This is a genomic window from Pseudopontixanthobacter vadosimaris (genome assembly GCF_012979275.1).
GTDB classification, from domain to species: Bacteria; Pseudomonadota; Alphaproteobacteria; order Sphingomonadales; family Sphingomonadaceae; genus Pseudopontixanthobacter; species Pseudopontixanthobacter vadosimaris.
On the sequence record NZ_JABASZ010000014.1, the window covers coordinates 121734 to 140807 of the forward strand.

Annotated in this window: 14 protein-coding genes, 1 pseudogene and 1 CRISPR repeat array (1 of these 16 cut by a window edge); of the genes and pseudogenes, 1 reads left to right on the forward strand and 14 read right to left on the reverse strand. The window is 60.2% G+C overall.

The window, feature by feature from the left end:
- Positions 1–22: 22 nt before the first annotated feature.
- The 3 genes from prsR to HG250_RS02880 are packed head-to-tail and all read right to left on the reverse strand — an operon-like array spanning position 23 to position 4944.
- The gene (prsR, locus tag HG250_RS02870) at positions 23–1399 is read right to left on the reverse strand and encodes a PEP-CTERM-box response regulator transcription factor (RefSeq protein WP_170002627.1); all 1377 of its coding nucleotides are present in this window, start codon (positions 1397–1399) and stop codon (positions 23–25) included.
- A 2-nt stretch (positions 1400–1401) separates the two neighbouring features.
- Positions 1402–3558 (reverse strand): XrtA/PEP-CTERM system histidine kinase PrsK, encoded by a 2157-nt coding sequence (gene prsK, locus HG250_RS02875; RefSeq protein WP_170002629.1) that lies wholly within the window; start codon positions 3556–3558, stop codon positions 1402–1404.
- Positions 3559–4944 (reverse strand): TIGR03013 family XrtA/PEP-CTERM system glycosyltransferase, encoded by a 1386-nt coding sequence (locus HG250_RS02880; RefSeq protein ID WP_170002631.1) that lies wholly within the window; start codon positions 4942–4944, stop codon positions 3559–3561.
- Between the two features lie 998 nt (positions 4945–5942).
- Here HG250_RS02880 and HG250_RS02885 point away from each other — a divergent pair.
- Positions 5943–6119, forward strand: coding sequence for a hypothetical protein (locus HG250_RS02885; protein WP_170002633.1), 177 nt, complete (start codon positions 5943–5945; stop codon positions 6117–6119).
- Positions 6120–6261: 142 nt separating this feature from the next.
- On the opposite strand, the gene HG250_RS02890 is transcribed toward HG250_RS02885, so the two are convergent.
- From HG250_RS02890 to HG250_RS02940, 11 genes and pseudogenes are all read right to left on the reverse strand, one after another.
- A complete protein-coding gene (locus HG250_RS02890; RefSeq protein ID WP_420821305.1) occupies positions 6262–7557 on the reverse strand; it encodes an amidohydrolase in 1296 nt (431 codons plus the stop codon).
- Between the two features lie 135 nt (positions 7558–7692).
- A complete protein-coding gene (locus tag HG250_RS02895; RefSeq protein WP_338103845.1) occupies positions 7693–9456 on the reverse strand; it encodes an SLC13 family permease in 1764 nt (587 codons plus the stop codon).
- A 125-nt stretch (positions 9457–9581) separates the two neighbouring features.
- Positions 9582–10841 (reverse strand): adenosylmethionine--8-amino-7-oxononanoate transaminase, encoded by a 1260-nt coding sequence (locus HG250_RS02900; RefSeq protein ID WP_170002637.1) that lies wholly within the window; start codon positions 10839–10841, stop codon positions 9582–9584.
- Positions 10838–11452: a dethiobiotin synthase gene (gene bioD, locus HG250_RS02905; protein ID WP_170002639.1), complete on the reverse strand. Its 615-nt coding sequence runs from the start codon at positions 11450–11452 to the stop codon at positions 10838–10840. The genes HG250_RS02900 and bioD overlap by 4 nt, the downstream gene beginning before the upstream one ends.
- Positions 11449–12585 (reverse strand): 8-amino-7-oxononanoate synthase, encoded by a 1137-nt coding sequence (locus HG250_RS02910; RefSeq protein WP_170002641.1) that lies wholly within the window; start codon positions 12583–12585, stop codon positions 11449–11451. Before HG250_RS02910 ends, bioD begins: the two co-directional genes overlap by 4 nt.
- A 340-nt stretch (positions 12586–12925) precedes the next feature.
- On the reverse strand, positions 12926–13858 hold the full coding sequence (locus HG250_RS02915; protein WP_170002643.1) for a glutathione S-transferase family protein: 933 nt from the start codon (positions 13856–13858) through the stop codon (positions 12926–12928).
- Positions 13859–13861: 3 nt separating this feature from the next.
- Positions 13862–14653 (reverse strand): glutathione S-transferase family protein, encoded by a 792-nt coding sequence (locus HG250_RS02920; protein WP_170002645.1) that lies wholly within the window; start codon positions 14651–14653, stop codon positions 13862–13864.
- A gap of 258 nt (positions 14654–14911) precedes the next feature.
- Entirely contained in the window at positions 14912–15613 is a 702-nt protein-coding gene (locus HG250_RS02925; protein ID WP_170002647.1) for a CerR family C-terminal domain-containing protein, read from the reverse strand.
- Positions 15610–16776, reverse strand: coding sequence for an oxygenase MpaB family protein (locus HG250_RS02930; protein WP_205763506.1), 1167 nt, complete (start codon positions 16774–16776; stop codon positions 15610–15612). Before HG250_RS02930 ends, HG250_RS02925 begins: the two co-directional genes overlap by 4 nt.
- A 607-nt stretch (positions 16777–17383) precedes the next feature.
- A pseudogene (locus tag HG250_RS02935) lies at positions 17384–17578 on the reverse strand (transposase); the annotation flags it as partial.
- Positions 17579–17669: 91 nt separating this feature from the next.
- Entirely contained in the window at positions 17670–18815 is a 1146-nt protein-coding gene (locus tag HG250_RS02940) for an NAD(P)H-dependent flavin oxidoreductase (protein ID WP_170002653.1), read from the reverse strand.
- Between the two features lie 100 nt (positions 18816–18915).
- A CRISPR array of direct repeats spans positions 18916–19074; the repeat unit is 36 nt; unit sequence GCTGCGGTTGGACCGCGATTTCATGAATGCTATGCC (it continues 402 nt past the right edge of the window).

Below are 19074 nucleotides of genomic sequence, written 5' to 3' on the forward strand. Positions count from 1 at the left end.
GCTGCGGCAGATACGCTTCTTGTCACGGCGTCAGATCATATTGCTTCATCAGATCGTACAGCGTCGGGCGGCTGATGCCCAGAAGCCGCGCCGTCCCGGAAATGTTGCCGTCGCTGCGGGCGAGCGCGCGCCGGATGACCAGACGATCGACCTGTTCGCGAGCGGCTTTCAGGTTCAATGGCTGATCGTCCTCGGCACCATCGCTGGCAAGATCCAGATCGACCGCCGTAATCAGCCGCCCGTCTGCCATGATGACGGCGCGCTTCACCCGGTTCTCCAGTTCCCGCACATTACCGGGCCATTCCCATGCCTCGATCGCTGCCAGCGCATCAGGAGCGAACCCCTTGACCTGCGGATTCATTTCGACGGCAAATCGCGTCAGGAAAGCTTTGGCCAGCAGCGGCGGATCGCCCGCGCGTTCCTTCAGCGCAGGAATGCGGATGACGATTTCCGCCAGGCGATAGAACAGATCCTCGCGGAAACGCCCGTCCGCAATCATGGCTTCCAGATCCTGATGCGTGGCGCAGACAATACGGGTATCCACCGCCAGGGCCCTGCGCCCGCCGATCCGCTCTATGGTGCGTTCCTGCAGGAACCTGAGCAGTTTCACCTGCAACGGCAGCGGAATATCACCCACCTCGTCCAGGAACAACGTGCCGCCATCGGCCTGCTCGATCTTGCCCGGCGTGGTCTTGACCGCCCCGGTAAACGCACCCTTCTCGTGCCCGAACAACTCGCTTTCCAGCAGGCTTTCCGGGATTGCCGCGCAATTGATTGCCACGAATTCGCCATCCGCGCGGGGGCTGGCATCGTGAACGCCCCGGGCAAGCAGTTCCTTGCCCGTGCCGCTCGCCCCCAGAAGCATTACGGAAACATTCGTATTCGCCACCCGTTCGATGGTCCGCGCCACGGTCAGCATCTCCGGTGCCGCGGTGATGAGGCCGCCGAGCACGGTCTGATCCTTGCCGACACGCTCCGAAAGGCGCGCATTTTCGGTTTCGATCGCATGCAGTTCGAAAGCGCGGCGCACGATCAGCCCGAGTTCGTCGATGTCAACCGGCTTGGCATAGAAATCATAGGCTCCCCGCTCGATTGCGGAAAGAGCGCTTTCCCGCGCGCCGTGCCCCGAAGCCACGATGATCTTCGTGTCGGGCTTGAGTTCGACGATCGCATCGAGCACCGCAAAACCTTCGCTGGTGCCGTCCGGGTCCGGCGGCAGGCCGAGATCGAGCGTGACTACGGCGGGTTCCTCCGCCCGCAGCGCCGTCAGCGCCGCAGCGCGATCGCCTGCGATGATGACGTCGAAGTCCTCATAGGCCCATTTCAGTTGCGCCTGCAGGCCCGGATCATCCTCGATCACCAGCAGTTTGCGCCGTGCCCGCTTATTCTTGGATTGCATGACTACGCAGTTTCCCGCTTTGCAAAATGATCCCTTGCACCACTTTCGTTCCGCAGCATGTCGGCCGCGGCGGCAAGCGGCAGGCGAAGGAAGAAATTCGTGCCCACGCCTTCACGCGATTCGACGTCGAGCCGTCCGCCCATGGCGCGCACGAGTTCGCGGGCCTCGAACGCACCGATCCCGAACCCCCCCTGCTTTTTCGAAATGAATGGCCTGAACAGGCCATTGCGGATGAATTGCGGGCTCATGCCGCTTCCGCAGTCGACGATCTGCACGCAGCCGTGCAGCCCTTCCGTGGTTACGTCCAGCATTACGGGGACGTCTTTTCCGCCAGCGTCCAGGGCATTCTGCACCAGATGGACCAGCGCCTGCTCCAGCCCTTCAGGATTTGCGACAATCCGGCAATTATCCGCACGCGTGACTGCCACGCGGTGGCCGGCATCGCTGAACCGCCCGGCAATTCTGCGCGACAATTCGGCGAGATCGAGTGTTGCGCTTTCTTCCGAACCCTGGCTGCCATATCGGCCCAACCTCGCCAGCAGGGCGTTCAGCTTGTCGGCGCTGTTGCGTAAGGTGACGAGCATGTCTGCCCGGAATTCCGGATTTTCGACATGCACTTCGGCATTGCGCGCCAAAAGGGAGATCTGGCTGGCTAGGTTCTTTATATCGTGCATGACAAAGGCGATGCGGCGGTTGAACTCGTCGAACTGACCGGCCTGCATCAGCGCCGCCTGCCCGTCCCGTTCGGCAAGATAGCTGGCCAGCTGCTGACCGGCTATCTTCAGCAGGTCGAAATCTTCCCAATCCAGCTTTCGCGTAATGGCAGGGCGGGCGAGCACGACAACCCCGACGAGCCGTTCGAAATGCAGCAAGGGCACCAGCGCCCATGCGCGATCCTCCTGCAGCAGCCAGCGGGGCAGCGGCCAGCGACTGTCCGGCTCTCCGCCGCCTGCCCTCAGATGGTCGATGTCGAGGATGTGGTTTTCCCGTTCAAGCCGGGCGACAAGCTCCGCCGGCAGATCGCCTGGCAGCGTGTCGGCTCCAGCCCAGTTCCACGCTGCATCGAGGCCGGTCTCGCTGTTCTCGGCAATTGTCAGCAGCAAGGCACCCGGGCTGTCGGTTATATCGGCCAGCGCCTTGGCAACGCGGGTGCCCAGCCCCTGGCCTGCGGAACCGCCCCCGGCATCGGTCCGTCCGATGGTGCGATTGAAGCGCAGCCATTCCTCCCGGTAATCGTAGCGATGCTGGAAAAGATGTTTGGCGACCTTCACCCGCAGCCCGCTTCTCAGCCGCTGGGATGGCAGCCACAGAAGGGCTGCGACGGTGGCCACGAGTACGAAGGCGACCTGCGTAAGCCGGCCCACTCCGCCATCGATAGCGCTTAACGCCTGGGCGATCGCAACCATGAACAGCAGGTAAAGCCCGATGGCGATCAGCGAGAGCGTCTGGAATGCGACGATCCGCGAGGGCTTAAGGCGGAGCAATCCGGCATCGACCCTGAGGCCCAGCACGATGGGTATCACGCACAGCGCCATGATCAGCCCGCGGACCGCGCCGAGCTGAAAGGACGCGTGGCCGTCAAGATAGGCCACGGTGTAGAAGTTCAGATCGAAAGCCCAGAGCAGGGCCAGTCCGGCAGCACCCCAGCGCACGATCGGGCGCGCCTGCTGCGAGGCGCTGCCATAGAGATTATGAACCAGCAGCAATGCGCCGATCGCCACCAGCACACGGAACAGGGTTCCGGTTTCGAAGACCATTGCCCGCGCAGCTTCGCTGGCCTGCGGCCCGTGACCAAGCGCCAGCATCAGTGGCTGGATTATCTCCAACACAGCGAGCGCGATCAGGACAGGCCGGATCTGCGCCACGCTCCGATGCCGCCCGTCCAGTACGAACAGGGCATAAAGCACGGCAAACCAGCCCAGGTTCCGCAGGCTTTCCGCTATGCCGGCCACTTGCGACAGAGGACCGAAGGCAAGCGCCATCGTGCACCAGAGCGACGACAGGAAGAGGGCGAGTGCGGTGGGTGTGCGGTCGCTCCGCCTGCGCCGCCCGGACCGCGTTAGCCATGCTGCACCCAGCAGGCAGGCAACCGCACCGGCCAGAAACATGACGAAGCCGGCAAGCTGCCAGACGTCCGTGACGATTTGAGCGGGCGGCATTCAACGCGCCCCTTCCGGCCAGAGGATCACGCGGACGGTCTGCAACAGGATCAGCAGATCGAGAAACGGCGTGTAATTCTTGGCGTAATAAAGGTCGAACTCCAGCTTCTGGCGCGCATCTTCGACCGATGCGCCATACGGATAATTGATCTGCGCCCATCCCGTGATGCCGGGCTTCACCATGTGACGTTCGGCATAGAAGGGCAGATGTTCCTCCAGATCGTTCACGAAATTCGGGCGTTCGGGGCGCGGCCCGACAAAGCTCATCCGGCCCATCAGGACCGTCCAGACCTGCGGCAGTTCGTCGATCCTGAATTTGCGGATGAAGCGGCCCACACGGGTTACGCGCGGATCGTCGTGCTCGGCCCACCTCGCCCCATCGATCTCGGCATCCAGTTTCATCGACCGCAGTTTCAGCAGCTCGAAATCCTGTCCATACAGGCCGACCCGGGTCTGGCGGAAAAAGGCCGGGCCTTTGCTGTCGAGCCTGATCAGCAAGGCGAAGAGAAGGATGACAGGCAGGGTAAGCACCAGAAGCAGGCTGCTGGCCAGAATGTCGAATATGCGCTTGGCTGCGCTTGACAGAATGCGTCCCGACGAAAAGCCGTCGGAGAAGATCAGCCAGCTCGGATTGACCGAGCCCAGATCGATCCGCCCGGTCTCACGTTCAAGAAAGGTACTGAAATCATTGACATGCACGCCCATCGTCTTGATGCGGAGCAGATCCTTCAGCGGCAATGCGTTGCGCCGTTCCTCCAGGGCGAGAACGACCTCGCTGATACCCAGGTTCTCGACGAACCTTCCGAGATCGCTCACCGAATTGCGGGAAATCGCCTCCGCGATCAGCGGTGAACCTTCATTCATGCCGATGTAGGAAACGATGGCAAAACCCGCCTCACGCCTCTCGGCCAGTTTTTTCAGCCGCAGCGCCCGCGCCCCGTCGCCCAGAACCATGACGCGGCGGCGGAAGGCATTGGTGCCCAGCAGTCCCCCGACGATCATGCGATTGAGCATCAGCAGCAGGATCGCCAGCACCATCGCATATACCAGCGTCGATCGCCAGAACGTGTGGCCGGGCAGCAGGAAATCGATGAAGGACAGCGCTATGATGCCGAGGCTGACCGCCACCAGCAGACGCGCGCCTGCATAACGCATGCTGCGCAGGGCCTCTGCCCCGTAAATGCCCACCGCTGTCATCGCTATCCATACGATGAGCGCGAACAGGACAAGAGAGCCGATCCGCGCACCCACCGTGCCGGGATCCATGCCGATCTGCGATGCCCGGAACAGCCAGGCAAGTTCTCCCGACAGAACTAGAAGGCACAGGTCGAACAGGCCCAGCAGGATCACCGCATGCGGGATATAATGTTTGAACAGACGGATCATTCAGGTGGCCGGGAAGCAATCCTTTCAGCGATCCGGATCGCTATTACAGAAAGGTGAAGCGTCGGTAAATCTTACACTGCCTTATCCGCGAATTTGCATGGTGGAGCGGCCCATAGAGGTTGGCCAGCGTGACAAAAATCATCGCCTGAAGCGGGCGCTATAATTTCCGAGCACCTCTTCGCACAGTCGCCCAAGCGACGGCATATCAGCAAAGCCTTGCCGATCGGGGCATCACGATCGATCTATATCCCGAAGACGATTACGGTGGACCACCCTTAGACCGTCCCGGTCGGTCTCGATCGCGCACAGGACCTCGCTGCCGACCTCGCGCCCAACCAGGTGAAGATACCCCTGCTGAAAGACCTACGGACACAACATTATCGGCGGCAGGGCATGAGCCACGCGCAGATTGCCTCGCGCCTGACGATGAGCGAACAGGGTGTCCGGCGCATGTTGAAGCGCCTTGGCGAGCCGTAGGTTGCGAAATGCCAGCGACGTCTTTATTCTCCACGGGCTGCCATTGTGCATCAGCTCGCCCGGCCAATAACCGGGAAACGCTTCGGGCGTAAGAGTGAGGCCGATGGCAGTTCGACTGCATGCATCGAGCCGCCCGGCCAACAACCGGGAATCGTGTTGGACGTTTGCGCGAGGCATGTGTCGGGGTGCGTGCATCGTGGCGTTTGCCTCGGGGGCAATGAACGGTTTCGGACGTTAGTGCGGGGGCGCACCCTCATCATCGAAGGCTGAACAGAGCCTCGCAGGATCCCGCAGAACCTCGGATAATCCCGGCAAACTTGGCACTGCGCCAATCTCAATGATCCGATCGAATGGAGCAGCATCGTTAATGCCTGGCGCGAACTGGCCGTGACGGACTGCTCTGCGGTGCACGTGCCGGCCTGTGCGAAGCCTTACTATCGGCGCCGAACGCAACTTTTCCTAGCAAGGGACGGCGTGCAGTGTCAGAAGAGGGGCAACATTTAATTGCAGGAGCAACGCTCATGACCGACCAGACCGAAGACACCAGACGCGAACCGGCCCGCGCCCGCGCATTGTTCTCCACCGCCGATTTCAAGCTGCTGCGCACCGCCCTCGCCAGCCATGCCAAAACGACCGAAGACCGGGAGGAACTCGCCCGTATCAATGCGTTGCATCACCGGCTCGGCACCTATTCCTGACGCCTTGGCGGAACTCACCCAGTAAAGCTGCGCGAAGCAGTTTCCGATTGCCAGCGTCAGCAGGATAGGCCGTTGACTGCATCGCTCGCCGGTTTGGGGGAGCGATGCAGCATGGCGCCATCCTGGACGATGAACCCTTGATTCAGCCGCCGCTGACAGGCATCAATCGCAAGGCTGCTGCAGCGAGAGCCTCGGCCCCGGTCGCGATCACCTTCTCGGCATCCGGTGCCCAATAGGGGCTGTGCAGCGAGACAAGCTCCGCCTCTCCCCTGGCCGCAGCCTCCATCCGCTCCTGCGGAACGCCGCCGATCCAGAAGATCAGGGATTCGACATCGTCGGGATCTGCCCGGCGGAATTGCCCGAAATCCTCGCCGCCCATCACGGACGGCACCTGCATCACCCGATCGTCGCCGAACCTGTCGCGGAAGCCCGCCATTACGGTCTCTGTGAAGTCGGGATCATTATAGGTGGCGGGTGTATATGGATCTTCGACCGTCACCGTCGGCATCCTGTCCTCGGGCATTCCGGCGGCAATAGCCTCGCCGCGGGCGATGCGGGCAATACCATCCAGCAACAGCTTGCGAGAATCATCGCCATAGCTGCGGACGGTGAGCTGCAGCTTCGCCTCGTCCGAAATGATGTTGTGCTTGGCGCCGGAATGGAAACTGCCAACCGTCACGACGGCTGGATCGAGCGGGCTGCTCTCGCGGCTGACCAGCGTCTGCAGTTTCATGACGATGGCGCTGGCGAGAACGATCGGATCCCTGGCTGTGTGAGGATAGGCCCCGTGCCCGCCGACCCCGGGGACGGTGATGTCGACGCTGTCGACATTGGCAAGCGCGAACCCCGGTGAATAGCCGATCGTTCCGGCAGGGAACTGCGCTGCATCGTGGAAGGACAGCGCGAAATCCGGCTTCGGAAACCGCGTGTAGAGGCCATCCTCCAGCATCGCCAAAGCACCCAGCCCCACTTCTTCGGCGGGTTGCCCGATCATGACGAGCGTGCCCGACCATTCGTCCTTGCGCGCCGCCAGTTGCCGCGCCGCGCCGATCCAGCCCGCCATGTGCGTATCGTGACCGCAGGCATGCATTACGCCTGTCGTGACGCCGGATGCAGGTGTCGCCGTTTGCGTCGAGGCATAGGGCAAGCCGGTCTGTTCGACCACCGGCAGGCCGTCCATATCCGCGCGCAGCATCACCACCGGCCCCGGTCCGTTCGCCATTACCGCGACGACTCCCGTGCGACCGACCTTCTCGGTCACTTCGAAGCCGAGTTCCCGCATCCGCGCAGCCAGCTTGGCCGCAGTTCTCACTTCTTCGAAACTGAGTTCCGGATGAGCATGAAGGTCGCGATAAAGTTCCATCAGGCCCGGCATGTCCGCCTGCACGGCATCGCGCAATTCGTCGGCCTGAGCGCCCGATGACATGACCGGCGACATCGCCGCCATCGCAATCAGGCTTGCTCCGATCCCGCCGCCTAATCCGTTCAACATCCTGTTTTCCCCCTGTTCGTTAGATCATGGCCGAAGGATGACAGATTCGCTGGCGACCGAAAAGGGCCTTGGCCGCTCATCCTACAATCCGTATCTCACCACCAGCAGGACCGACAGGGTGGTTACCATCAGCAGGACCAGCGGCACGCCCGTCCGGATATAGTCGCGAAATTCATAGCTGCCCTCCGCCATGATCAGCATGTTGGTCTGATAGGCGATGGGCGTCGCATAACAGAGGTTGCAGCCGAACAGCACGGCCAGGATGAGCGGTTCGGCAGGCAGGCCGAGCGTATCGGCGATGCTGAAGGCAATGGGCGTGCCGACGGTTGCCGCAGTGGCGTTGGAGGCGAAATTCGTCAGCAGCGTCACGAACAGCATGATGGCAGCAAGCACTGCCGCCGGCGCAAGAAATTGCAGGCCGGACGATAGCACCAGACCGAGCCAGTCCGCCGCCCCGCTGTCCGAGACGATCCGGCCTATGGCGATGCTGGCCGCCACCAGCACAATGACCTTGGCCGACAGGGCCCGGCCGACCCGGTCGAATTTCACGCAACCGGTCACGAACATCAGGATCGCACCGGCCAGCGCCGAAACCGCGATGGGCAGCAGGCCGATGGAAGCGGCACCGACCGAACCGAGCATGATCCCGCCGGCCAGCAGGGCCTTCGACCGGCGTGGCAGTTCGCGTGCTCCGTCGAGGATCAGAAGGCTGTCGTTCTGCGCGAATTCAGCCAGATCTTCCGACACGCCCATCACCAGCAGGACATCGCCTTCGGCGATCCTCATGTCACCGCCTTCGCTGAACCGGTCGAGTTCAGCCATCAGCCGGTCGGGGCGATGGATGCCGAGAACCGCCACGCCGTACAGATCGGCGATTCCGGAGCTGGGAAGGGTGCGGGTAATCAGCCGGCTGTCGGCAGTTACCGCCATCTCGACAATTGTTATATCCTCGCCCAGGGCCGTCGCCTTCATCCGGATACGGTCCAGAACCCACGCCGGTGCAACCTCGCCATCCAGCGTCCGCAGGGCATCCTCGAGCACCGCATGCGTTCCGGAAACCCGCAGCTGGCTTTGCGAATTGAGGATCCCGGCCGGCACGTCGTGAAATTCGAGCGAATCAGGCAGGCGCGGAGTCACTTCGGCCAGCTGGTGGCCATTCAGGATGCTCTTTTCCCCCACTCGAAGCCGCGCATGGAAGCGCCGCTCCTGCGCCGGGTTGGTGACCCGGTTGTCGCCCAGCAGGCGGGGCATGACGAGCCATAGATAGGGCAGCGCCACCAGCGCGGCGACCAGGACTATGGGCGTGTAATGGAACACCCCCATGGCGGGCGCCCCAAGGTCGCGCGCGATCGACACGACCAATATGTTGGTGGATGTTCCGATCGTGGTCGCCATGCCGCCGATCAGAACGGCCGCGTTCAGGGGGATGAGCGTCTTGGAAGCCGGCATGGCGCCGCGCGCGGCCAGCTGGACGAAGATCGGCAGCAGAAGGACCAGCACCGGCGTATCGTTGACGCCCATGGACAAGAAAAAGGCAAGCAGCAGCGACAGCAGCAGGCCCAGTTGCAGATTGAACTTGAACAGGCGTTCGAGGAAGCGCGCCACGGGGTCCAGCGCACCTGTCACCACGAGGCCGCGCCCCATGATCATCAGGGCGCAGATCGTGATCAATGCGTAATGGCCGAAGCCCGAGAATGCCAGTTGCAGCCCATCGGTCGATCGCGTGCCGGGCAGCGGGAAGAAATACAGGCCCACGGCAATCACCGCGATGGTGAGCAGCGAGACGATCTCCACCGACAGCCGCCCGCGCGCAAAGGCGACGAACATGGCGATCGTCACGGCCATTGCCGCAATGGCATGAAAGGAAGGCGGCGCAATCATCATCCGACTATAGCAGACCTGGTACGGGCGGGAATGGGTAGCAGGACGCGCATTCGCCCGCGGCGTCGCCCGCTGATTTCAGCATGATTTCAACCAATTGCGGACACCGACTGCACCATGCCTTCATGCAGTGCAGCAAGGTCGTCGGCATCGATGCAATAGGGCGGCATCGCATAGACGGTGTTGCCCAGCGGGCGCAGCAGCAAACCGCAGCTCCGGTAATAGGCAAGCAGCGCCGGGGCCAGCCCGGCCATGTAGCCCCCCTGCCCGGACGGTACGCTGATATCGAATGCAGCGATCGTGCCGCAGCGGCGCGCGTTCTCGACATTCGGCACATCTTGCAGACTGACGACGAATGCCTGCTGCTTCTGCGCCAATGTAGCGATCCTCTGCATCACCGGCTCCTCCGCCCAGATGGCGAGGTTCGCATTTGCGGCGGCGCAGGCAAGCGGATTGGCCGTATAGCTGGACGAATGGAAAAACATGTCCGCACGATCCTGCGAGTAATGGGCCTGATAGACAGGTTCCGTCGCCATGGTGACGGCCAGCGGAACCGACCCGCCGGTAAGCCCTTTGGACAGGCACAATATGTCGGGTGATACTTTCGCCTGCTCACAGGCCAGCAGAGTGCCCGTGCGCCCCCACCCTGTCATGACCTCGTCCGCGATGAACAGAACCCCGTGCCGCGCGCAGATCGCGCGCATTTCCGCCAGAATGCAGGGCGAATAGGTCAGCATCCCTCCTGCGCCGAGGATTAGCGGTTCGACGATGAAGGCAGCAGCATCGCTGCAGGCTTGTTCCAGCGCATCCAGCGTCGCCTGTTCGCATCCCGCCGCTGGAAAGGGGACGGTCGTGGTATCGAACAGCAGCGGTTCGTAAGCCTGGTTGAACACGCCGCGTGCGCCAACCGACATCGCGCCGATGGTATCCCCGTGATAGGAATGTTCCATCACCACGATCCGGTGCCGGGCACCGCCCTTGCGCGACCGCCAGTAGCCCAGCGCCATCTTCAGTGCCACTTCCACCGCCGTGGAACCTGAATCCGAGAAGAAGACCCGCGTCAGGTCCGGCGGCATGATCGCCCGTAATCCGGTCGCCAGATCCTGCGCCGGGCCATGCGTCCAGCCTGCAAAGATCATCTGGTCGAGCTGGCCGGCCTGCTGTGCGATGGCGGCGGAAATGCGCGGGTGACAGTGGCCATGGGTGTTCACCCACCATGACGATATGCCATCGATGATCCGCTGACCCTCGGTGGTGTAGAGCGCCGCACCTTCCGCGCGCACGATTTCGGGGATCGGCTCGCCGAGACCGTGCTGCGTGAACGGATGCCAGACGGGTGTATCGATCATGTAAACAGATCGAGATCGAAACTTGCGGAGAAAGCCGACCCGAGCGTTTCGGCCGTCAGATCCTCCAGCGACGGAAGTCTGCCGAGGCGCTTCACCTTGCCCATGTCGCAGATGGTGCTCTCGCTATCCTGATGTGCAGGACCGATGAAAGCGATGCCGAGAACGGGAATGTCGCGCGCCCGCAGCGCTTCAAGCGATAGCAGACTATGGTTGATCGTGCCCAATGCGGTGCGGGCGACCAGAATGACGGGCGCGCGCCACCACGCCATGATTTCGATGAACAGCGTATCGCGCGTGAGCGGAACCAGCACGCCGCCCGCGGTTTCGACGATGCAGGGCAGTTCGGGGAGTTTCAGCCTCTCCTGCTCGATCGTCACGCGGTCGATTTCCGCTGCCCGGTGCGGCGAGACCGGTGTCTTCAGGCTGTAGGCTTCGGGCAGGATGCGATCGGCGGGGACGCCCAGACTGAGCGCCGTGGCGGAATCGCCGCCATCATCGTTACCGGATTGCACGGGCTTCCAGTAGAAGCGCCCTGTCGCCGCCGCCAGCCCCGCAGCGAAGACGGTCTTGCCGACATCGGTATCGGTTCCCGCAATAACCAATGTTCTCATGCGATTTGCTCCAGCCTGTCGGCCAGTCTGTCGATATCCGCCGCAGTGATGTTGAGGGTGATCGAGATACGCAGGCGGGCCTCGCCCGCAGGAACGGTCGGCGGACGAATCCCGCGCAGGTCGAATCCTGCATGTTGCAGCTGTCCGGCCATGTCCATAGTCGCGGCATCATCGCCGACGATCAGCGGCATTATGGGGGATCCGCTGTCTGTCACGCCCAGTGGCACCAGCCGTTCGGAGGCATGACCGATCAGCCTGTGCAGTTCTGCCCGGCGATGCGGTTCTTCGGCCACAATCCTCAGACTTTCACCCGCGATATGGGCCGACAAGGGCGATGGCGCGGTCGAGAAGATGAAGGGCCTTGCGTGATTGACCAGCGCGTCCTTCACGATCTGCGGGCAACAGATCAGCGCCCCTTCGCAGCCGAGCGCCTTGCCGAAGGTGCGGAGCGCGATGACATTGGCGCGCCCGTCCAGATGATGTGCCAGACCTCTGCCGCTGTCCCCGAAGATGCCGGTCGCATGCGCCTCGTCCACGACGAGCACACCGCCTTCACGATCCGCAAGCTCTGCCAGATCGCCCAGCGGCGCCTTGTCGCCATCCATGCTGTAGAGGCTTTCCACGGCGATCCAGACCGTGCCTTTCTTGCCGGCTTTGCGATAGGCTGCGATATGATCGGCGAATGCCTGCACATCATTATGCCTCGCGCTGGCACGGTCCGCTCTCGACAGCCGCATCCCGTCATGGGCGCTCGCATGAACAAGGGCATCGTGAATGATCATGTCGCCAGCCCTCGGAAGGGCCGCGAACAGCGCCATGTTGGCCGCATAGCCATTGGCAAGAAACAGGGCCGCCTCGCTGCCGAAAAACTGTGCAGCCTGCGCCTCGATCGCTTCATGGGCTGCATGGTTTCCGCGAAGCAGCCGCGACCCGCCCGCACCCACGGGGATACCGCCGCGCAAGGCAGCGATTGCCGTTTCACGCAGGCGCGGACTTGCCGCCAATCCCAGATAATCGTTGGAAGAGAAATCGATCCCGGCCGCCCGACGCAACACTCTCCGCCGCCCGGCAGACTTCAACCGGCCAAGTTCGTCATAAAGGAGGCAGAACGGATTGCAGGGCGCAGAAATCATGGAAATTCTTTGGTGCCCCCTAAAGGATGAAGATGAAAACTCGAACCCTTGGGCAGTTTTGATCGAACTACCTTGATGACTGCTTCGCGCCCACTTTCAGACGTTAGCGGCAAAGTTCAAAGCTCCTGGAAGCGGACATCCAGCTTGCCGCCGACAGATGCGCGAACAGGGCTGGGGCAGGTCATCAGTATCGCCTCACTCAACGGCATGAATGCACTTATGGGCAGCGCCGACTACAATGTCTGTCGCATCAGTGCTGGAAATCGGATGCTTTGGGCCGGGACACCTTCATCAATTTGGGCGGAATGCACAAATTACAGCGCAGGCATCCTGGCGATTCTCAATTAACCCTCGCAGCAACTTCAAAGCCGCTATTTGGTGCATGAATCATGATTGCTCCAGCTTCGGGATCCTCTCGCAAGATGACGATTTCATTCGCTGACCAGCTAACAAGATTGCCTGCGATTGGATTGCGGCCATAATCATTGGCAGCGATGGTAACGGAATCGCCAGCACGCAGATCACCAGCGATGCTTTGGTCGACTTCTGCGTTGGCCGGTACAGCGGGCTCAGTGTTCTTGCCTTCTGTGAGCGCTTCCTGGGAGGAAATTTGGGTAAACTTCCCATGCCCGAAATTTGCCATCCGCTGCCTATACGCTTTGATCTTGGGCCAGCATTCCAGAATCGACGCATTTGCGATGTTCTCACCGACGAACCACAGGCAATGATAGAGGCTGAAATCTGCAATGCACGGAATATCGCCAGACAGGAATTTGGCCGCCAGAGAATTTTCCAGGTTCTGCAACAATCCTTTGAACTGCGCTTCAGCAGCAGAAGGGTCTAACCGAATCTGTTGCGAACCAGCCGACAGTTCCGCACGGTCTTTTTGGAATGCTTTCATACCAGCAGCCGACATCTGGCTCATCTGCGCTTGTATCGCTTCGGGGCGAAAGTTGAGCGCCACGACAATGCGGAAAAGTTCAGTGTCGGCCCAGCGCGCGACCCGCTCGGCATTGAAACCATGACCATAGACGGTTGCGTCATTGGCCCTTTTGGCAAGGTGCCGGCAAATAATCTCCGTATCGCAATATATATTGGCCCCGACCTGCAAGATTGGTGTTTTGCGATAACCACCTGAAAGCGGAACAAGATCGGGGCGCGGCATGATCGGCGGAATGATAACCGATTTCCATTCAAGTTCGAGATATCCGAAAAGAACGCGCACTTTCTCTGAAAAGAGGCTGGGGGGATAGTGGTGCAGAATCGGAGTCATGGATTACTCCTCCCAGAATGTTTCGGTGAAGCGGATATTCTCGTGGGCCAACCCTGCTTGCACGATATCTACTGCGCCCGCGCGGATCATCCATTCGAGACGATGATCACGATATTCACGCTTGAAGCCAGCCGCCAATGCAGCGGTCATAAAAGCGGGGTTGAGCTCGCCTGCCTTGGCCTCAGCAAAGGTCTGCGTAACCGATGGGCGCTCCTTGATACGTGCCAGCCAAGCGGCCAAATTGGATTGCGGATCGGGAGCGATGCCGAACCGGGCTGCATCGTTTACATAGGGCGCAACTACGATGTCGCCCCAACCGAATGTCTCACCATTAAAATATTGGCGGTCACGAAGCTCTCGGTTAAGCCAGGAAAACCATCCCATGATCTGCTTCTTGCCGTATTGAATGAGCGCATTAGCTCGCTCACCAGTAGCTCTTCGATAAATTGTTACCTCGGCAAGTCCCCAGCTATTGGCCTCAAGGTGCGTATCTACCACCTCCTCAAGGGTTCTGACATGGGCTCGCTCAGCGGCACCGGCTGGCAGCAGAGGTGTTTCTGGCCAGCGGTCTTCAAGATATTCCAAGATGATCGTTGAGTCGTAGATGGAAAGCTCACCGTCCAATAACACCGGGACTTCGCCACGAGGATTGGCAGAATGGAGGATCTTCTGCTCGTCTTCAGATGCACCCATTGGCGCCAAAATCCGGAATGGAATGTTCTTTTCCAACAGCGCGATTTTCACCTTCTGTGCATACGGTGAAAGTGGGTGCTCGATGAGTGTCACTTGGGCCATTCTTGTCTCTTTTGCAGCATGCCTTATCGAGAGTTGGATTTCAGATTTGCAGAACTAGCGTGCGTATCTTGTATGATACTATAAGGGAAAGTAACTGCATCCAGCTTTGCGTTTTCGCTTCACCTGCATGCTGGTGGCCTTTGCAAGAAAGAGGGCGGCTGGCGAACCTCACGGAAGTGGGCTGAAATTCGGCGAAATATGCAGCGTTTGAAACTGGAGTTGGGAAGCGGACCTCTAAAAAGTTTGGGTATTTTTACGTTATCTGCTTGACCGGCCAACAATGTCTTTCACACGAAAATCCATCGCCTGCTTGATTTTACTGAGCTCAACCGGACCCATCGCATCCCAGTCCAGTATCTGCATAGAAACAGTTCGACCGTTGGTAAAGGCGACCAGATTGGAGACGAGCAGCAGAGCTTCCAAGCAGGCCTCTTCAAATAGCATCTCACCTGAATTGTCCCACGCTGCCTGGATCAGCTGAGCAACCAATTCTGTGCCTGGTTGCCAGATATTCTCGTGGAGAATGCGCGCAGCGTCACCCTGCTCGCTCATTTCGCGCACAATGAACCCCACCCAGTTTTGCGAGTGTTCATCGGCTACCAGGAACTCGGTAAGACTTTCGATCAGTGTGGTGAGCTGCTCGCGTGCCTCATCAGCCGAGCATCCATCTGACAGAGCTTTTGCTGCATTGAGGCTGAGCGAGCCCATCTGTTGCCTGTATCTGTCGACAATCGCCTCTGCACATGCCCGATACAGGTTCTCCTTGGAGCCGAAATGGTAATTGATCGCTGGCTGATTGACGCCGGCTGCTTCAGCGATCTCACGCGTCCCCGCGCTATCAAGTCCGCGAGCGCCAAAGATCGGAATTGCTGCAGCGACAATATTCTCGCGGGTCAGAGACGACTTGGCGTATTCGCCCCGTCCCTCGGCTTGTGCTGATAATCCTGTCACCGATCTCACGCGCTTGGTGTGTATTTCGAGGCATCCGTGACGAAGTCGGCATGACCATAGGATTCCAGTTGCCTCGCCAATTTGCGCACCCGGCTTCGATAGGCGATGTTGCCTATCACCGGTACGCCATCAATGGCCTGAAACAGCCTTGTGCGCCCATTGGCAAAGGCAAAACCGATCAGGGCGGCAATCCTATGCGTGCGGGTAACATCAACACCCAGGGACTGCGCGCGCCTGAAGCTGCCATTCAAGAAATTCTTGATCAGGAACAGGCGCGAAAAACCGGCTTCATACCAGCGATGTATTCTCGTCCCGATCTCCGTTTGATCGAACAATTCTGCATTCATGGTGGCGCGCAGCAGTTCGCCGCAGGTGGCATCGTCCCATTCCGATCGCAAAGTCGCCTGGCGGGTCAGCCAGATATCACGAATGGAACGCGGCGTTTCGGCCAGCAATGTCTCGGGCAATCCGAGCAGATAGCAACGATAACGGGAGAGTTCGACACGCGCGCGTTCTTGCGGCGTAAACTCTTCGCGCCCTTCATCAAGGACTGCCAACGACATCAGATACATGCCGAACATTCCCGCAGGCATCTGGTCGACCTGCGGGATAGGGATGCCGTAAACTTTGGCGTCCCAACGGTTGCCGCGCATCAGGTTGAGCCGCACCATCGAGTGCATCAGGCGAACCTTGGCTGAGGCTTTGAACCCTGCGCCGTAGCGTTCAAGCGCGCCGGGCATGATCGTGGAGCCAAAGAAACTCGCGGTTTCAAATGATCGCCTTGCGCTCTGCTTGCCGCCGAGCGTACCGGTTAGCGCCATGGGCAGGGCAGAGTATTTATTGATAAAGGTCGCCAGCAATCCTCCCCGCAGCGCAAGCGGCGCGAGATGGACATAATGTAGCAATTCTTGCCGCGCGCCCTGCTCTACCAATTCGCGATCAAGCCATTCCGGCAGAACTTCCATTTCCGCTATGAAGGCCTTGAGCTCGTCGGGTGCATTCTCAACCGCCTCGATACCTTTGTCGCACGCCAGATCGAGCATATCGACAAGCGGCCGGAACCCAAGTTTCGGCATCAATGCGGCGTAGGCGTCCGCCGTGCGATCCCCCGTCATAGTATAGCGCCGAATGAGCGAAACCAGCTCTTCATTCTGCAAGAGCGCCTCGCGCATGTCGAGAAACCGCTCAGGCATTTCGGTCTTGGCGTTCGGATCGGTCGTGAATCGTTCGGGCTGTGCCGCAAAATCAATGCTGGCGTAGATTTCGGGAATGAGCGTGGCCTGATCCGCTGCTTCGGGCGCAAATGCGCCTTTTGCGTCCTGGTGGGGAATGCCATATCGTTCATGGTGAGAGGTCCTTTCACCCGCAAATATATATCAGGTGATATAATTTGCAATGGTGCAGCGCTCTCGGTGGGTTGAATAAGGATCTCAAGAGGCGTCTTTCGATATCTCGAAGCATTTCCGGAACCCTTGAGAGTTCCCAGTTGCACGAAAGCATTGGCGGCAATAATCAAACTGAGCGACTGCACCCGGCTCTATTCTGTTGAAGAAGTTGTTGTTGGCGCTGGCGGCGCGAGTCGAGACAGGCGTGACTGGTGGCGATATCGCGGGCCAGGCCGCGAGCGCGTTCGTGGACAGACCGCATGATCTTGCTTGCCGGCAGCTTCGGCGTGCAACGTTCACCGTCCGCTCGCCTATCATCAGCATATCTCCTGCCCGTGACAATCACTGAATCAGCAGGTCAGCCCTTCTCCAAGCGGAGTTTTTCAACGGAATACCGGCCGTTCTCCTGCTCGACCGTCCGCAGCCGACGGGCGTCAGACACCTCCAGCCCACCGAACTTCGACTTCCACTTGCACGACGTGGCGGAACTGATCCCGTGGCGGCGGCACACTTCCGCCGTCGGCATCCCAGTCTCCTGTTCCTTCGAAACCGCGATGTTGTGCTCTTCGCTGAACCTGCTTCGCTTCATTATCGTCGATGTAAATGGCGGCCTCGCTCGTCAAGAAGTTCGCGGCGAGGACGCCTTGCCCGACTGACAACCGACCCCGGAGAATTGACGTTCAATCCTCGATCGAAGCGTTCAGGGTTTCGATTGCTTCCAGATATTCCATCTTGAAATCCTGCACCACTTGACTGGCGCCGCGCACCGAATCTACCAGGCCCACGCCCTGCCCGACGAAGTAGGTAACCAGATCGCGCGCCTGCTCGTTTCCACCCTGCGCTGCCTTGTCGACCGCTTGCAGCGCGGGTTCGCTGATGAGACTCATGTAAGGCATCGGCAGAGCGCCAGGACTGTCAGGGCTGTTTTCCCAGGCTTCCGTCCAGCCGGAACGTAATTGGCGCGCAGGTTTGCCCGTCCGGCTCGCCACCCGTACGGCATCCCTGCTGGTCGCCGCGATCATCTTTTCGCGAAAGATGTCGCTCGCTTCCGATTCATTGGTCGCCAGCCATACCGAACCGGTCCAAGCGCCCGCAGCGCCCAGCGCCATGCAGGCGGCCATCTGCTGGCCGGTCATAATCCCGCCGGCGGCAAGCACGGGAATATCACTGTGAGGCCGGATCGCCTGCAGAACTTCAGAAATCAGCACCAATGTACTGACCTGACCGCAATGGCCGCCCCCTTCCGTGCCCTGTGCCACGATGATGTCGACGCCAGCCTCGACCTGGCGCAGGGCGTGTTCCTTGGCACCGACCAACGCGGCGACCGGGACACCATGCCGTTTGCCCATATCGATCATTGATTTTGGCGGGACACCCAACGCGTTCGCGATCAGCTTGATCGGATGGTCGAAAGCCGCCTCCAATGTCTTGAGCGCGTTGTCAGGATCGAAGGGCTGATGATCACGCATGTGATGCTCTGATCCTGGCGCGGTATTTTCGGCAAGGATCCCCGCAGCCTCCAGCAAACCGTCGCTGAATGCCTGATGTTGCGCGGGGATCTTTTGTTTCAAGCTCTGCGATGATGTATCCGCTTCACCCTTCGTCGCGAGGTTTTCTGGCACCAGAACATCGACGCCGTACGGCTTGCCACCGACGTGCCGGTCGATCCAGTCGAGTTCCTCATGTATGGTTTCCGGCGTATGGGCGACTGCGCCGAACACGCCGAACCCTCCGGCCTTGCTGACCGCAGCCACGACATCGCGGCAATGGCTAAACGCAAGCAGCGGAAATTCGATGCCCAACAAGTCGCAGATCGGGTTCTTCATTCGGGGGCTCCCTAGCACTGGAATCGACTTGTTACACGAAACGCGAATTGCTGCACGGGTGCAAGTTTGGACGCAATCCTACCCAGCGGTCAATCACCTGGGATAGGTTGGACCGCGATTTCATGAATGCTATGCCCTGCGCGGCAATTCGATGGGACCGATTTCGCTGCGGTTGGACCGCGATTTCATGAATGCTATGCCCTGCGCGGCAATTCGATGGGACCGATTTCGCTGCGGTTGGACCGCGATTTCATGAATG

Bases quoted from the DNA above. Each gene is read 5' to 3' on its own strand.
- HG250_RS02885 (WP_170002633.1), top strand. From the start codon at position 5,943: ATGACCGACCAGACCGAAGACACCAGACGCGAACCGGCCCGCGCCCGC.
- HG250_RS02910 (WP_170002641.1), bottom strand. From the start codon at position 12,585: ATGATTTCTGCGCCCTGCAATCCGTTCTGCCTCCTTTATGACGAACTT.
- HG250_RS02930 (WP_205763506.1), bottom strand. From the start codon at position 16,776: ATGCGCGAGGCGCTCTTGCAGAATGAAGAGCTGGTTTCGCTCATTCGG.
- HG250_RS02920 (WP_170002645.1), bottom strand. From the start codon at position 14,653: ATGGCCCAAGTGACACTCATCGAGCACCCACTTTCACCGTATGCACAG.
- HG250_RS02915 (WP_170002643.1), bottom strand. From the start codon at position 13,858: ATGACTCCGATTCTGCACCACTATCCCCCCAGCCTCTTTTCAGAGAAA.
- prsK (WP_170002629.1), bottom strand. From the start codon at position 3,558: ATGCCGCCCGCTCAAATCGTCACGGACGTCTGGCAGCTTGCCGGCTTC.
- HG250_RS02900 (WP_170002637.1), bottom strand. From the start codon at position 10,841: ATGATCGATACACCCGTCTGGCATCCGTTCACGCAGCACGGTCTCGGC.
- HG250_RS02890 (WP_420821305.1), bottom strand. From the start codon at position 7,557: ATGTCGCCGGTCATGTCATCGGGCGCTCAGGCCGACGAATTGCGCGAT.
- prsR (WP_170002627.1), bottom strand. From the start codon at position 1,399: ATGCAATCCAAGAATAAGCGGGCACGGCGCAAACTGCTGGTGATCGAG.
- HG250_RS02895 (WP_338103845.1), bottom strand. From the start codon at position 9,456: ATGGCCGTGACGATCGCCATGTTCGTCGCCTTTGCGCGCGGGCGGCTG.
- HG250_RS02880 (WP_170002631.1), bottom strand. From the start codon at position 4,944: ATGATCCGTCTGTTCAAACATTATATCCCGCATGCGGTGATCCTGCTG.
- bioD (WP_170002639.1), bottom strand. From the start codon at position 11,452: ATGAGAACATTGGTTATTGCGGGAACCGATACCGATGTCGGCAAGACC.
- HG250_RS02940 (WP_170002653.1), bottom strand. From the start codon at position 18,815: ATGAAGAACCCGATCTGCGACTTGTTGGGCATCGAATTTCCGCTGCTT.